Source organism: Acidovorax sp. Leaf160 (assembly GCF_001424265.1).
Classification (GTDB): domain Bacteria; phylum Pseudomonadota; class Gammaproteobacteria; order Burkholderiales; family Burkholderiaceae_C; genus Paracidovorax.
In genome coordinates, this window is record NZ_LMOV01000025.1 from 114,885 (window position 1) to 129,072 (window position 14,188).

The 14,188-nt window shown below is 69.7% G+C and carries 14 protein-coding genes; 4 read left to right on the forward strand and 10 right to left on the reverse strand.

Going from position 1 to position 14,188, the window contains the following annotated elements; genetic code table 11:
• Positions 1-56: 56 nt before the first annotated feature.
• Positions 57-611 (reverse strand): YggT family protein, encoded by a 555-nt coding sequence (locus tag ASF94_RS15740; RefSeq protein ID WP_056668434.1) that lies wholly within the window; start codon positions 609-611, stop codon positions 57-59.
• Positions 612-745: 134 nt separating this feature from the next.
• Between ASF94_RS15740 and ASF94_RS15745 the strand changes: the two genes are divergently transcribed.
• From ASF94_RS15745 to ASF94_RS15760, 4 genes are all read left to right on the forward strand, one after another.
• On the forward strand, positions 746-1,378 hold the full coding sequence (locus ASF94_RS15745; RefSeq protein ID WP_056668437.1) for an LON peptidase substrate-binding domain-containing protein: 633 nt from the start codon (positions 746-748) through the stop codon (positions 1,376-1,378).
• A 133-nt stretch (positions 1,379-1,511) separates the two neighbouring features.
• Complete coding sequence (gene lysS / locus ASF94_RS15750; RefSeq protein ID WP_056668440.1) at positions 1,512-3,056, forward strand: lysine--tRNA ligase; 1,545 nt, start codon at positions 1,512-1,514, stop codon at positions 3,054-3,056.
• 4 nt (positions 3,057-3,060) lie between these two features.
• Positions 3,061-4,116, forward strand: coding sequence for a diguanylate cyclase domain-containing protein (locus tag ASF94_RS15755; protein WP_056668443.1), 1,056 nt, complete (start codon positions 3,061-3,063; stop codon positions 4,114-4,116).
• A complete protein-coding gene (locus ASF94_RS15760; protein ID WP_056668446.1) occupies positions 4,113-4,802 on the forward strand; it encodes a mechanosensitive ion channel family protein in 690 nt (229 codons plus the stop codon). The genes ASF94_RS15755 and ASF94_RS15760 overlap by 4 nt, the downstream gene beginning before the upstream one ends.
• A gap of 173 nt (positions 4,803-4,975) precedes the next feature.
• On the opposite strand, the gene ASF94_RS21825 is transcribed toward ASF94_RS15760, so the two are convergent.
• The 9 genes from ASF94_RS21825 to lepB all read right to left on the reverse strand — a co-directional run bounded on the left by ASF94_RS21825 (position 4,976) and on the right by lepB (position 14,185).
• Entirely contained in the window at positions 4,976-7,093 is a 2,118-nt protein-coding gene (locus ASF94_RS21825) for a DUF3300 domain-containing protein (protein WP_235505394.1), read from the reverse strand.
• A 332-nt stretch (positions 7,094-7,425) separates the two neighbouring features.
• A complete protein-coding gene (gene nagZ, locus ASF94_RS15770; protein WP_056668451.1) occupies positions 7,426-8,520 on the reverse strand; it encodes a beta-N-acetylhexosaminidase in 1,095 nt (364 codons plus the stop codon).
• A 61-nt stretch (positions 8,521-8,581) separates the two neighbouring features.
• Positions 8,582-9,034, reverse strand: coding sequence for a holo-ACP synthase (gene acpS, locus ASF94_RS15775; protein ID WP_056668455.1), 453 nt, complete (start codon positions 9,032-9,034; stop codon positions 8,582-8,584).
• Between the two features lie 93 nt (positions 9,035-9,127).
• Positions 9,128-9,919, reverse strand: a complete 792-nt coding sequence (locus ASF94_RS15780; protein WP_056668457.1) for a pyridoxine 5'-phosphate synthase — start codon at positions 9,917-9,919, stop codon at positions 9,128-9,130.
• The gene (gene recO, locus ASF94_RS15785) at positions 9,916-10,704 is read right to left on the reverse strand and encodes a DNA repair protein RecO (protein WP_056668460.1); all 789 of its coding nucleotides are present in this window, start codon (positions 10,702-10,704) and stop codon (positions 9,916-9,918) included. Before recO ends, ASF94_RS15780 begins: the two co-directional genes overlap by 4 nt.
• A 210-nt stretch (positions 10,705-10,914) precedes the next feature.
• On the reverse strand, positions 10,915-11,889 hold the full coding sequence (gene era, locus ASF94_RS15790) for a GTPase Era (protein ID WP_235505395.1): 975 nt from the start codon (positions 11,887-11,889) through the stop codon (positions 10,915-10,917).
• 77 nt (positions 11,890-11,966) lie between these two features.
• Positions 11,967-12,656, reverse strand: a complete 690-nt coding sequence (rnc, locus tag ASF94_RS15795; RefSeq protein WP_056668465.1) for a ribonuclease III — start codon at positions 12,654-12,656, stop codon at positions 11,967-11,969.
• A 14-nt stretch (positions 12,657-12,670) separates the two neighbouring features.
• Positions 12,671-13,057, reverse strand: a complete 387-nt coding sequence (locus ASF94_RS15800) for a DUF4845 domain-containing protein (protein WP_056668470.1) — start codon at positions 13,055-13,057, stop codon at positions 12,671-12,673.
• 162 nt (positions 13,058-13,219) lie between these two features.
• The gene (gene lepB / locus ASF94_RS15805) at positions 13,220-14,185 is read right to left on the reverse strand and encodes a signal peptidase I (RefSeq protein ID WP_056668473.1); all 966 of its coding nucleotides are present in this window, start codon (positions 14,183-14,185) and stop codon (positions 13,220-13,222) included.
• Positions 14,186-14,188: the final 3 nt, after the last annotated feature.

Consider the following 14,188-nt stretch of genomic DNA (forward strand, 5'->3'; position numbering starts at 1 on the left):
GCCAGGCCAGGCCAGGCCAGGCCAGGCCAGGCCAGGCCAGGCCAGGTCGGCCCGGCTCAGAGCAGCACCGCCATCTGCAGATGGCCCAGCACGATCATCACCACCTGCAGCAGCACCAGCGCCACCAGCGGCGACAGGTCCACGCCACCCAGCAGCGGCACGACGCGGCGCAGGGGCCGCAGCAGCGGCTCGCAAAGGCGGGCGATGACGTCGCTCAGCGGCGACTGCGTCTGCACCCAGGACAGCACGGCGTAGACGATCAACAGTCCCATCAGGCCGGACACCGCCACCCGCGCCATGCCGAACAGCGCGAACCATGGCACCCACGCCCAGCTGGCGCCCACACCCAGGCCGATCACCGCCCAGAGCAGCAGGTACTGCACCAGCTGCACCAGGAAGGCGCCCACCAGGCAGGCCACGTCCCAGCCGCCTACGGAGGGGATCACCCGGCGCAGCGGAATCACCAGCCAGTCGCTGAGGGCGAACACCAGCCGGCCGACCGGGTTGGTGAAGGGCACGCGCTGGCGCTGCATGTAGAGGCGCAGCAGGCAGGCCCCGGTGAGCAGCCCGCCCACAACGTCGAGTAACAGGGAAAAGATCTGGTAGAGCATGGATGGGGCCCGGAAGACGGGCGAAGGCAGAATGGGCGGGCAGCGTGCGGGCGCCCCCTTCGGGCAAAAGGCCGACGGACTGCCCGCGGCGGCCGTAGGATGATAGCGGCCTGCCCCCACGGAGCCCTGCTGCCATGTCCCATCCCCTCGCGCTGTCTTCGCTGCCGCTGTTCCCGCTCGGCACCGTGCTGTTTCCCGGCGGTGCGCTGTCGCTGCGCGTGTTCGAGGTGCGCTACCTCGACATGGTGCGCAAGTGCCAGCAGGCCGGAGCGCCTTTCGGCGTGGTGGCGCTGCGCAGCGGCGAGGAGGTGCGGCGCGCGGGCGCGCCCGAGGAACGCTTCCACGACGTGGGCACGCTCGCGGTGATCGAGCAGCTCGAATCCCCGCAGGCCGGCCTGATCCACCTGCAGTGCCGGGGCACCGAGCGCTTTCGCATCCTGCAGCGCAGCCAGCTGCCGCACGGGCTGTGGGTGGCCGACGTGGAGCAATGCGTGCCCGACCAGCCCGTCGCCGTGCCGCCCGATCTGGAACGCACCGCGACCGCGCTGGCCCAGGTGGTCACGCAACTGCGCCTGCGCGACCCCGACTTCGCCATGCCCACGCCCCAACCCGATCAGCTGGCCGACTGCGGCTGGGTGGCCAACCGCTGGTGCGAGCTGCTGCCCGTGCCGCCCGAACTCAAGCAGCAGCTGATGGCGCTGGACAACCCCCTGCTGCGGCTGGAACTGGTGGGCGACGTGCTGGAGCGCACCGGCATCGCCTCCTGAAAGCACCCTTCCGGCCGCCCCCACGGCCCGATACCCCGGCGACTGGATGCCTGCGTGCCGCAGGAAACTTAGAATCATGGGTTTTGGCCTTCCGCTCCGTACCGCCCCGGTGCGCGGCGCACCTTCGTTGCCCATGTCCGAACATTCCACGCCCACCGCCGCCCCAGACGACAACCAGCTCATCGCGGAGCGCCGCGAGAAACTCAAGGCCCTGCGCGACGCCCAGGCCCAGGGCAAGGGCGTGGCCTTCCCCAACGACTTCCAGCCGGCCCACCGCGCGGCCGACCTGCAGGCGCAGTACGCCGACGCCACCGCCGAGTCGCTGGAAGCGAACCCGGTCACCGTGAGCGTGGCCGGCCGCATGATGCTCAAGCGTGTGATGGGCAAGGCCAGCTTCGCCAGCCTGCAGGACGGCTCGCTCGGCACCACCGGCGGGCGCCTCCAGATCTACGTCACCCGCGACGCGCTGGGCGAAGAGCTCTACGCCGCCTTCAAGCACTGGGACCTGGGCGACATCCTGGGGGCCGAAGGCACGCTGATGAAGACCAAGACCGGCGAGCTGTCGGTCAAGGTGACCACGCTGCGCCTGCTCACCAAGAGCCTGCGCCCCATGCCCGACAAGTTCCACGGCATGGCCGACCTGGAGCAGAAGGTGCGCCAGCGCTACGTCGACCTGATGACCGACGACCAGGCCCGCCGCCGCTTCATCGCACGCAGCAAGGCCGTCTCGGGCATTCGCGAATTCATGGTCGAGCACGGCTTCCTGGAAGTCGAGACGCCCATGCTGCACCCCATTCCCGGCGGCGCCAACGCGCGGCCCTTCGTCACGCACCACAACGCGCTGGACCAGGAGATGTACCTGCGCATCGCGCCGGAGCTCTACCTCAAGCGCCTGCTGGTGGGCGGCTTCGAGCGGGTGTTCGAGATCAACCGCAACTTCCGCAACGAAGGGGTGTCGGTGCGCCACAACCCCGAGTTCACGATGATGGAGTTCTACGCGGCCTACTGGAACTACCGCGACCTGATGGACTTCACCGAGCAGCTGGTGCGCGACGCCGCCATGAAGGCCGTGGGCACGCTGGAGCTCAGCTACGGCGGCCGCGCGGTCGACCTGACCCAGCCCTTCAAGCGCCTGACCATCCGCGAAGCCATCTTCCAGCACACCGAAGCCGGCGCGCATGTGGACGATGCGGCCTGGCTGACCAGCGCGCTCAAGAAGCTGGGCTTGTCGGAGGAGAAGAACCGCCTCTCCACCCGCACGCTGGCCGGCCTGCAGGTGCTCTATTTCGAGGAACTGGTGGAAGACAAGCTCTGGGAGCCGACCTTCATCATGGAGCACCCGACCGAGATCAGCCCGCTGGCGCGCGCCAACGACCTGCGCCCCGAGGTGACGGAACGCTTCGAGCTCTACATCACCGGCCGCGAATTCGGCAACGGCTTCTCCGAGCTGAACGACGCCGAGGACCAGGCCGCCCGCTTCAACGCGCAGGTGTCGGCCAAGGACTCCGGTGACGACGAGGCGATGTACTTCGACCACGACTTCGTGCGGGCGCTGGAATACGGCATGCCGCCCGCCGGCGGCTGCGGCATCGGCATCGACCGCTTGATGATGCTGCTGACCGACAGCGCCAGCATCCGCGACGTGATCCTCTTCCCGGCGCTGCGCCGCGAGCACTGATCGGATGCCATCGGTGACCGGCCCCACGCCACCCGCTTCGGCCGCCCCCGGGGGGCCAGCGGACGACGCCCACGCGTTCTCGGTGCTGGTGGTGGAGGACCAGCCCTCGATGCGGGCGGCGCTGGTGGCCGAGCTGCGCCGCGCCAAGGTGCACGTGGTGCACCAGGCCGACTCCGCCGACCAGGCGCTCAAGCAGTTCACCCGGCACCGGCCCGACCTGGTGCTGCTGGACGTGCTCCTGCCAGGGCATGACGGCTACTGGGTCGCGCAGCAGATGCGCGAAGCCGAGCCCGGCGGCTGGACGCCGATCATCTTTCTCTCCGGCCTGGACAACGAGGTGGACGTCTGGCGCGGCATCGAGTCGGGCGGCGACGACTACATCGTCAAGCCGGTCAAGCCCGTGGTGCTCGTCGCCAAGCTGCGGGCCATGCGCCGGCTGCTGGACATGCGCCGCCGCCTCGTCGCACTGACCGAGGAACTGCACGTCGCCAACCAGCAGCTCAATGCGATGGTGGAACTGGACGCGCTGACGGGCCTGGTCAACCGCCGGGGCTTCGACCGGGTGCTGCACAACGAGATCATCGCCGCGCGACGCGAAGGCACGCCGCTCACGCTGATGCTGTGCGACCTGGACCATTTCAAGCGCCTGAACGACAGCGCCGGCCATGTGCAGGGCGACCACTGCCTGAAGGAAGTGGGCCGCCTGCTGCGCGAGGTGTGCGTGCGTCCGCGCGACGTGGCGGCGCGCTACGGCGGCGAGGAATTCGCGCTGATCCTGCCCAACACGCCGCGCTCGGGCGCCATGACCTTCGCCCGGGCACTGGGGCGCCTGCTGCAGAGCCGGGCCCTGCCCCATCCGGATTCACCGCTGGGCGCGGTACTCACGCTGTCGGGCGGCATCACCACCTGCCTGCCCGATGAAAGCACCAGCGCCGAGGCGATGGTGATGCGCGCCGACCAGGCGCTCTACGCGGCCAAGGAACAGGGCCGCAACCGCTTCTTCAGCTTCGAGATGCAGATGGACACCGTCGAGCAGCGGCCGGGCGGGGTCGGGCTTTGACGGCATCGGCCCTGCACGCGCGCCTGCAGGATTCCCTGCCCTTCTGGGTGCGGGACTGGCTGGACATCATCCTGCCCGGACTGCAGATCATCGCCATCGTGCTGGTGGCCATGCTGCTGCAGCGCGCGCTGCGCCGCCTCCTCTCGCGGGCCGGTGCGCACTACCATTGGCCGCTGGAGATGATGGTGCCGATCAACGGGGTGCTGCGCTGGCTGATCATGGGCAGCGCCATCCTGCTGGTGCTGGAGCGGCTGGGCGTGTCGGCCACCGTGCTGTGGACGGCCTTCACCGGCTTCGCGGCGGTGGGCGCCGTCGCCTTCTTCGCCGCCTGGAGCGTGCTGTCCAACCTCTTTTGCGCGCTGCTGATCTTCACCGTGGGGCCGTTCCGCCTGGGCGACTACATCGAGGTGCTGGACACCGCCGAAAAGCCCGGCGCCAAGGGCCGGGTGGTGGACATCAACCTGCTCTACACCACGCTGGAAGACTTCGGCAGCGAATCCGAACACCCGGCGCTGCTGCAGATTCCCAACGCGCTGATGTTCCAGCGCGTGCTGCGGCGCTGGAAGGGCGGCCCGCCGCCCGCGCCCCACACGCCGGCCGGTCCGGCACTGCCAGTGGCGCAAGACCCGGACCACCGCACCGAGCCCGCCGAAGTCCGGCCGGCCGGGGAACACCGCCTCCCCTGAGGCGCCACCCGCCAGCCCACGCCCGCGCGGGCCGGCACTCAGCGTCCGGATCCGCCTGCCAGCGTGGCCGGATGTGCCCACCCCGCGCCGCGCCGGCCCACTCAACTCAACTCAACTCAACTTAACTCAACTCAACTCAGCTCCACACCGCTCTGCCTCGCCCCGGGCCTGGCTCAGCCGCCGTGCGGGCGGTGGTGCTCGCCCTGCGGTGACCGGTGCTCCGCCAGGGGCGAGTGCGCTGGCGCATGGGGCGGCGGCTGCGGGTGCTCCTGCGGCCGGTGGGGCTGGACCGGCGGCTGAGACGCCTGCACTTCCCGCGCGCGCGGCGCGGGCTGCGGCGGCGCGGTGTGCGCCGCCTGTGCCTGCGCTGGACCATGTCCGTCCGGGCGATGAGCTTCGGCCGCTCGCTGGCGGAAGGCCTCTTCCCCCTGGCGGGTGAGGTCCTGCTGCCGAGCCGCCTCGGCCCGCGCAAGATCGCTGGCGTGCCCGGCGCCGCTGCGCCCTGCAGCGGCTTCATGCCACGTGTCAGCGCGCGGTGGCGGAGACGGCTCGCGGGGCTGCGGGCCAGGCGCTTGTTGCACCAGCTCCGGCGCTCCTGCGCCCGGGCGGGCCTGCACTTCGCGGCCCGATGTCCCGGCCAGGGCCTGGCGCAGCGGTTGCGCTGGAGCGGGCGATGCCACGCCGGGCCGCCGCTCTCCCGCCATGTCGCGCTCATGCCCCACGCCGGCCGCCTGCCACGGCCCCGGTGCAGCCATCGCTGCCGCGCGGCTCGCCCCGGAAGCCACGGCGACCGGTGGCACCTCGTGCCCGCCCGCTCGGCTTCCGGCAGGCCCCACAAAACCTTGCGCTGGCGCCATCTGCGACTGTGACTGCGACTGTGGCTGTGGTTGCGATTGCGCCCATGCGGCCCGCTCCGGCCGGGGCGGTGCGCCATGCGACTCGACCGGGCCGTGCTGGATCGGCGACAAGGCAGTGGCGAGCGGCAGCGCGCGCGGCGGCGTAGGCGCCACGGGCTGCTGCGCACCCCGCTCAGGCGCCAAGGCCGACAGCGCCTGCGCCACGGCCGGCGCGGCGAGCGCGGTGGCAGGTCGCAGCGCCGGCAGCGGGCCGGCCGCGCCGGGTGCCGCAGCCACCGCCGCGTGATAGCTGCCGTTATTGCTGCTGCTGTTGTTGCCGTAGTGGTTGTTGATGGTCGTGTTGTTCACGGTCACGTCGTTGTGAACGTTCTCGATCACCGTGCGGGAGCGCGATAGGTAGGTCGCCCCCCGGTACACCACCACCGGCTGCACGGCGGGAGGAGGCGGCGGACTGTTCACCCACGCGGCTGGCCGGGGCGGCCCCCAGTGCACGTTCCAGGCATTCCAGCCCCAGGTGGCGACGGCGCCCACCACCACGCCGGAGCCGAACACCAGCCAGGGCGACGGCTGCGGCTGCGCCGACACCACCACCGGCGGCGGTGCCACCCAGCGGTAGCCGGGATAGACGGCCACCGGCGTGCCGTAGACCTGCTGGGGGTCGTAGTGCGGCACATAGACGGTGGCCGGCTCGGCGGGCTCGATGGCGATCACCGTGGGCGGCGGCGCGACGCGGGGCGGCCCGGCATACAAAGGCACGGCCGGCGCAACGCTTGCGGGTGCCGGCGCCGGTTGCGCCAGCGGCGCGGTGGCGGTGACCACCCGCAGCCGGGGCGAGGTGCGCAGCGTGCCCGCCTGGCTGGCCCGCCCCCGCATCACCTGGATGGCATTCATCACGTCGGGCGCGTCGTGGAAATACGCCTGCCCCAGGGCCGTCGTCCATGGCAGGTTCGCCGCCAGCTGCTCCAGCACGTTGGGAAAGGCCGTCAGCGCCTTCACGCTCGGGTCCCAGGGCTGTGCATCGGCCGCCCTGGCAAGGGCGTCGCCCCGCAGCCCAGGGTTGCGCCCCAGCCAGCCTTCGGCTGCCGTGATCTGGTCCGGGTAGGTGGATGCGGCCAGCACCTGGGCCACCAGCCGGTCCGGGTAGAGGGCGATCGGCGCCACCATCTGGTAGAGGCTGTCGGCAGGCGGCGGGATGTAGGCCACGGGCGTGGCGGCAGGCGTGGCTGCAGGTGTGGCGGCTGGCAGGGACGTGTTGGCCTGGGAGGCCGGGGCCGCTGGCGCGACTGCCGCCGTGGGGGTGTCGGGCCCGGGCCGCTGGCAGGCGCTCAGCAGGCTGCCGGCCACAAGGGCCAGCACGAGGGCTCTGTGCCGCAGCAGGTGCGCAGGAGGGCTGAGAGTGCCCAGCGGGGATTCGGCGGATACGGGGTCGCGCATGCGGAGGCTTTCGAAGGCCACCACGGTGTGGCTGCCCAAGCCTGCAACGCGGCACGGCCGGGCCGGCGTTGACCGGCGTTCCGGCCGGCCTGCCGGGCTTTGCGGGGTCGATCCGTACAGCCGGGCCGGCAGTTTTCCGCCCCTCTCCTCTGAGCGGGCCCTGTGACTACGCGGATACGGGCCGGGAAATACGATTGCAATCGCGCACGGGGGTGACCGTCGGTTACCACCGCGCAACGGAGCCGATACGCAGCAGGACCGGCATGCACCCGCGTGAAACGCAGCGGGGCGCCGCCCGCTCGATCACGCGAGCGTGGCCATGCCCCCGTTGCTCATGGCAGGCATTCCAGCGCCGCCATGTACGCCGGCTGCAGCATGAGTTCATCCCACGGCTGGGGCAGGGTCTCGGGCAACAGGGCGAGGCGGCGGGCTTCGCTGTCGGCACTGGGCTGCCAGCAGCCGTCCACCGCAGCGGCTTCCAGGCCGTCCAGCACCTCGTCCAGCACGCGGCTGCCGTTCAGGCTCTGGTTGCACAGCAGCACCAGGTCGCAACCGGCGTCGAGCGCGGCCAGGGTGGCCTCGGTGTAGCCGACCGGCTGGCCTTCGATGCGGCGGGCGCCTTCCATGCTCAGGTCGTCGCTGAAGATGGCGCCGTCGAAGCGCAGCTGGCTGCGCAGGATGTCCTGCAGCCAGCGCCGGGAGAAACCCGCCGGCAGCGTGTCGACCCGGGGATAGATCACATGGGCCGGCATGACGGCGGTGAGCGTGCTGGCCAGCCAGGGGTATGGCGCCGCGTCGTCGGCCAGCAGCGCCTTCAGGCTGCGCCGGTCCACCGGCACGTCGGTGTGCGAATCGGCCTTCACGAAGCCATGCCCCGGAAAGTGCTTGCCGCAGTGCGCCATGCCCGCCTGCAGCAGGCCGTGCATCAGGCTCTTGGCCAGCAAGGCGACGACCCGGGGGTCGCGGTGGAAGCTGCGGTCGCCGATGACGCCGCTCTCGCCGTGGTCCAGGTCCAGCACGGGGGCGAAGCTGAAATCGACGCCGCAGGCGCGCAGCTCACTGCCCAGCACATAGCCGGCGGCCGTGGCGGCGTTGGTCGCACGCAGGGCGCCCTCGCCGGGCCGGGCCTTGGCGCCCTGGCCGTCGTCGTCCCACATCTGGCCGAACGCGCGCATGGGCGGCAGGTGGGTGAAGCCGTCGGTGCGGAAGCGCTGCACGCGCCCGCCCTCGTGGTCCACGCAGATCAGCAGGTCGCTGCGCACGGCCTTGATGGCAGCGGTGAGTTCCAGCAGCTGCGCCCGGCTTTCCCAGTTGCGCGCGAAGAGGATGACGCCCCCCGCCAGCGGATGGGCGAGGCGGCGGCGGTCGTCGGCGTCGAGGGTGGTGCCGGCCACGTCGAGGATCAGGGGAGCATGCTCGATGGTCATGATTGCTACATTTTCAATAGCGGACTGTGCCGGTGGCACGGGCGCCGGGTGGGTATTTCGCTCAAACCGGCGGGTCGGAAGCCGGGGGATGGGAGTGGCCGGCGCCGCCGCCGTCGCTGCCGCCAGCTGTCTCCACCACGCAGAAGCTGGCGGCATAGTCGGTTTCATCGGTGACGGTGATGTGGCACTGCAGGCCGCGCGCCTCGAACCAGTCCTTGAGCGCGCCGTGCAGCACGATGTGCGGCTGGCCGCTGGGCCGGTTGGCGATCTCGCAGTGGCGCCAGGTCATCGGCATGCGCATGCCGAGGCCGATGGCCTTGCTGAAGGCTTCCTTGGCGGAAAAGCGGGTCGCCAGGTAGCGCAGGCCGCGCTCGGGCCAGCGCGCGCTGCGCCGGCGCCAGACGGCCAGCTCGGCTTCGGACAACACCTTCTCGGCGAAGCGGTCGCCGTGGCGGTCCAGGCTGGCGCGGATGCGGCGTACGTCACAGATGTCGGTGCCAATGCCGTAGATCATGGATTTTCAGTGCCTAATCGGCCTCTAGCGCTCGTAATCAAAGGGCTTGCAGCTATTAAATTAATAGCAAACCACAACCACGCCGCGCAGCGTTCAGCGGGCCGCCATGCCTTCGTCGATGCAGCGCTGGTAGGCCTGGACGGTGGCGGCATACCCCAGCTCCAGCGCGTCGGCGATCAGCGCATGGCCGATGGAAACCTCCAGCAACCCGGGCACGCCCTGCACGAACGCGGGCAGGTTGTCGCGGTTCAGGTCGTGGCCGGCGTTCACGCCCAGGCCCGCGGCCAGCGCGGCCTCGGCCGCTGCGGTGTAGCGCGCCAGCTGGGCGGCCAGCGCGGGCGTGCCCCAGGCGGCGGCGTAGGGTTCGGTGTAGAGCTCCACCCGGTCGGCACCCACGGCGCGGGCGGCAGCCATCTGCTCGGGCGCGGGGTCCATGAACAGGCTCACGCGCACGCCCAGGGCGCGGCATTCGGCGACCAGCGGGGCCAGGCGCTCGGCATCCTGCGGAAAGCTCCAGCCGTGGTCGCTGGTGAACTGGTCTTCGCTGTCGGGCACGAAGGTGGCCTGGTGCGGGCGCACCGTGCGGATGAACTCCATCAGGTTCTGCGACGGGTTGCCCTCGATGTTGAATTCGCGGCCCGGCCACTGCTGTATCAGCGCGGCCAGTTCGTGCACGTCGGCGGCGCGGATGTGGCGCTCATCGGGCCGTGGATGCACGGTGATGCCCTGCGCGCCCGCCTCCAGGCACAGCTGCGCCGCGCGGGTGACGCTGGGAATGCCCAGGTGCCGCGTGTTGCGCACCAGCGCCACCTTGTTGACGTTGACCGACAGCGCTGTACGCGACGCGTGATGCGGTGAAGAGGCTGGCAGGGAGGTCGGGTTCATAGCAGTTGCAGATCGATCATGAGCTGGCGCGTGCGCAGCAGCGGGCTGCCGCAATGGTATTGCAGCAGCGTGCGCAGCTGGGGCTTGAGGTCGGACGTCATCGGCGCATCCACCGACGAGGCGATGGCGCGCAGCGTGGTGGTGTAGCTTCCCGGGCCACCGGACTCCAGCGCGTGGTGCAGGGCCAGCCACTGGGCACCGGGCAGCGTGGCGCGGTCGGCCGGCTGTGCGGGGCGCAGGCCGGCCTCGGGCACCAGGGCGTAGCGGGCGGCGGGCTGCAGCGGCGCCAGCGTCATGGTTTCGGCATCGAGCGCGGGCAGCAGGCCGATTTCGCGCAGCAACAGCAGCTCGAAACTGCGCAGCACGGGTTCCAGCGCATCGCCGTGTTCGCCGCTGCCCAGCACGCGCACCACGCCGGCATAGGCATCGAAGAGCGGCGGATGGGCGTCTTCCCGCGCCAGCAGGCGCATGAGCAGCTCGTTCAGATACAGCCCCGACATCAGCGCATCGCCCGTCGGCATGACATGGCCGCCGACCCACTCCGCGCCCTTGAGCACGTGCACTTCGCCCTGCCCTTCCCCACCGCTGGCCGTGTAGCCCACGCGCAGCGGCTGCAGCGGCAGCAGCACGGGTCGAAAGTTGGAGGTGGGTTTCTTCGCCCCCTTCGCGACCAGCGCCACCCGGCCATGGTGGCGCGTGAACACGTCCAGAATCAGGCTGGACTCGCTCCAGTCGTAGCGGTGCAGCACATAGGCAGGCTCTTCGGAGATGCGTCGCGCGGGCATGGTTTGCTATGCAATCAATAGCTGCTTGCGCAGACGGATCAAGCGGAAAAGGCCGATTTCATGGGTATTGAGCCGTCAATGCGGCAGCAGGTTCACGCAACCGCCGGCAGCCAATGCACCACCACGATTCCGGAGGCCGCGGAGCAGGCCACGCCAGCAGACGCCGCAGAACCGGCTTTGCCGGGCCGCAGCGCCTCAGGGGGGTGTTCGTCATTCATACCCGAAGGAACGCACCCGGGCCTCGTCGTCGGCCCAGCCGGAGCGCACCTTCACCCACACCTCCAGGAACACCTTCGCGTCCATCAGGCGCTCCATCTCCTGGCGCGCCTCGGTGCTGATGCGCTTCAGGCGCTCGCCCTTCTCGCCGATCACCATGGCCTTGTGGCCGTCGCGCTCCACCACGATGGTGGCCGCCACGCGGATGAAGCGCTTGTGGGTCTTGCTGGGCTCCTCGTCCATCTTATCGATGACGACGGTGGATGTGTAGGGCAGCTCGTCGCCCGTGAAGCGGAAGAGCTTTTCGCGCACCGTCTCGCTGGCCAGGAAGCGCTCGCTGCGGTCGGTCAGCTCGTCCTCGCCATAGAACCAGGGCTGCTCGGGCAGATATTTCTCGCAGATGCCGAAGAGCCGCTCGATGTCGCCCTTGTTCTTGGCCGACATGGGCACGAACTCGGCGAACGGGTGGCGCTCCTGCATGCCCTTGAGCCAGGGGGCCAGTTCGGCGCGGCGGTGCACCTCGTCCAGCTTGTTGGCGATCAGCAGCGTGGGAATGCCGGGCTTGAACAGCGACAGCACCTTGGCGTCGGCCAGCGTGAAGCTGCCCGCCTCGACCACGAAGAGGATCAGGTCCACGTCGCCGATGGCGCCCATCACCGTCTTGTTGAGCGACTTGTTGAGCGCCGTGCTGTGCTTGGTCTGGAAGCCCGGCGTATCGACGAAGACGAACTGCGTGGCTTCGCGCGTGCGGATGCCGGTGATGCGGTGCCGCGTGGTCTGGGCCTTGCGCGAGGTGATGGAGATCTTCTGCCCCACCAGCGCGTTCATCAGCGTGGACTTGCCCACATTGGGCTTGCCGACGATGGCGATCAGCCCGCAGCGCTGGCCGGTCGCGTCCGCGGCCGGGCCTTTGCCCGCCGCAGCGTCCGCCTGGATCGGGCCCGCGCCGGGCTTGGCCGCGGCAAGCATGGCTTCGAGGTCATTCTGGCCGGAAGCGCCCGTCTCTTGAGCGCCACCAGCTACGTTTTTGGTAGCGTCTTCGGAATTCATGCTTTCTTTGCTTTCTGTAGGGCGGCGAGCAGCGCCGCGGCGGCCGCCTGTTCGCCTGCGCGGCGCGAGCCGCCGATGCCACGCTCGGTCAGGCCCAGGTCGGGGATCTCGCACTCGACATCGAAGGTCTGGCGGTGCGCCGCACCCACGGTGCCCACCACGCGATAGAGCGGCAGTTTCATTTTGCGGCCCTGCAGCCACTCCTGCAACGCGGTCTTCGGGTCCTTGGCAGCCGCCTGCATCTGCGGATTGACGTCGACGGCATCGAAGAGCCGGTGCACCAGCGCTTCGGCGCGGGCATAGCCGGCGTCCAGGTAGACCGCGCCGATCAGCGCTTCGAGCGCGTCGGCGAGGATCGAGGGGCGCAGCTTGCCGCCGGACTTGGCCTCGCCCTCGCCCAGGCGCAGCACCTCGGGCAGCTTCAGCCGCAATGCCAGGCCGTGCAGGGTGTCCTGCTTGACCAGGTTGGCGCGCACCCGGGAGAGGTCGCCTTCGGGCTGGTCGGCCAGTTGCCGATAGAGAAGGCTGGACACCGCCAGGTTGAGCACGGAATCACCCAGGAATTCGAGGCGCTCGTTGTGATCGGCCGAGAAGCTGCGGTGCGTGACGGCGCGCTGCAGCAGGGCGGCGTCGGCGAAGACGTGCTGCAGGCGGTCCTGCAGCGTGGAGAGACTGGGTGATGGCACTCGGGAGGGGTCGATTACTTGGTGGAGTCCTGGAAGCGATACACCAGGTAGGCCGGTCCGGCCAGCGGGATCTCGCGGGAATAGCTGTACGACACGACGATCCGGTCGTTGCGCTTGGTCACTTCCAGGTCGCTGCCCTTGATGGACGAGATGTCGTCGATGGCGGCGGCGCGGTCGAACGAGGCGCGCACGTCGCCCACGGTATTGCCCTCGCGCGCGGCTTTCTCCGCCGCCTTGCGGATGGCCTGGTGCTCCAGGAAGACTGGCACCGACTGCCCACCGATGGCGAAGGCCGCCACGATGACCACGCCGGTAATGATCAGCCCGATGAAGGACAGCCCGCGCTGGCGCGAGCGGGCAGCGCCAACGAGTGGACGGCGGTGGATGTGCGAAGTGGCCATGGCAGATTTCCCTCTTTCTTGTGTTGAACGGACCATTGCAGCGCTGGCGGGGCAGCAGCAGTTGCCGCCTCGGACGCACCGCCCTCAATGCCTGCTTCGCGCTGCCGGCACGGCCGGCGCCTGGAATCCAGGCGTCGGCACCGCCCGGTCACTGGAGCCCGGTCACTGGAACGAGCCGATGCGGCGCAGATTGCCGAAGTTCATCCAGACGAAGAAGGCCTTGCCGACGATGTTGGCGTCCGGCACGAACCCCCAGTAGCGCGAATCGAGCGAATTATCGCGGTTGTCGCCCATCATGAAATAGTGGCCCTCCGGCACCTTGCACACCACGCCTTCGACGCTGTAGCGGCAGTTGCTGCGGAACTTGAAGTCGCTCGCGCCCTGCACGAAGGCCGGCACGTCCGGGTTGTTCAGGATGCCATGGCGCTTTTCGCCGACCTGCTCTTCGAACTGCTTGAAGTACCGCATGGCATCTTCGTCGAAGAAGTCGGGCAATGCGGTGGTCGGCACCGGCGTGCCGTTCACCGTCAGGCGCTTGTTGAGATAGGCCACTTCGTCGCCCGGCACGCCGACCACACGCTTGATGTAGTCCATGCTGGGCTGGGGTGGGTAGCGGAACACCATCACATCGCCGCGCTGGGGCGCCTGGCCTTCGGTGATCTTCTTGTTGATGACCGGCAGGCGGATGCCGTAGGTGAACTTGTTGACCAGGATCAGGTCGCCCACCCGCAGCGTCGGAATCATCGAGCCGGAAGGGATCTTGAAGGGCTCGAACAGGAACGAGCGCAGCAGGAACACGATGGCGATGACCGGGAACAGCCCGGCCGTCCAGTCGAGCCACCAGGGCTGCATGAGGATGCGGCCCTTGGCCTCTTCCACATCGACGTCGACCTTGGCGATGCCCATGCGGTCCAGCTCGGTGCGGCGCTGCGCGGCGGCGTCCTCGATGGCCTGGGCGGCGCGGCGACGCCGTGGCAGGAAGTAGAACCGCTCGGCCAGCCAATAGGCGCCGGTGACGACCGTGGCAAGGAACAGCAGCAACGCGAAGTTGCCTTCGATGGCGCCCAGGTACCAGGCGCCCACGTAGCCGACGAAAGCCGCCAGCACCAGGGATGTGAGGATTTGCATCGG

Excerpts from the sequence above, each read along its gene's own strand:
- lysS (WP_056668440.1), top strand. The coding sequence starts at position 1,512 with ATGTCCGAACATTCCACGCCCACCGCCGCCCCAGACGACAACCAGCTC.
- ASF94_RS15755 (WP_056668443.1), top strand. The coding sequence starts at position 3,061 with ATGCCATCGGTGACCGGCCCCACGCCACCCGCTTCGGCCGCCCCCGGG.
- lepB (WP_056668473.1), bottom strand. The coding sequence starts at position 14,185 with ATGCAAATCCTCACATCCCTGGTGCTGGCGGCTTTCGTCGGCTACGTG.
- ASF94_RS15740 (WP_056668434.1), bottom strand. The coding sequence starts at position 611 with ATGCTCTACCAGATCTTTTCCCTGTTACTCGACGTTGTGGGCGGGCTG.
- ASF94_RS15780 (WP_056668457.1), bottom strand. The coding sequence starts at position 9,919 with ATGAACCCGACCTCCCTGCCAGCCTCTTCACCGCATCACGCGTCGCGT.
- era (WP_235505395.1), bottom strand. The coding sequence starts at position 11,889 with ATGCTTGCCGCGGCCAAGCCCGGCGCGGGCCCGATCCAGGCGGACGCT.
- recO (WP_056668460.1), bottom strand. The coding sequence starts at position 10,704 with ATGCCCGCGCGACGCATCTCCGAAGAGCCTGCCTATGTGCTGCACCGC.
- acpS (WP_056668455.1), bottom strand. The coding sequence starts at position 9,034 with ATGATCTACGGCATTGGCACCGACATCTGTGACGTACGCCGCATCCGC.
- ASF94_RS15745 (WP_056668437.1), top strand. The coding sequence starts at position 746 with ATGTCCCATCCCCTCGCGCTGTCTTCGCTGCCGCTGTTCCCGCTCGGC.
- nagZ (WP_056668451.1), bottom strand. The coding sequence starts at position 8,520 with ATGACCATCGAGCATGCTCCCCTGATCCTCGACGTGGCCGGCACCACC.
- ASF94_RS15800 (WP_056668470.1), bottom strand. The coding sequence starts at position 13,057 with ATGGCCACTTCGCACATCCACCGCCGTCCACTCGTTGGCGCTGCCCGC.
- ASF94_RS21825 (WP_235505394.1), bottom strand. The coding sequence starts at position 7,093 with ATGCGCGACCCCGTATCCGCCGAATCCCCGCTGGGCACTCTCAGCCCT.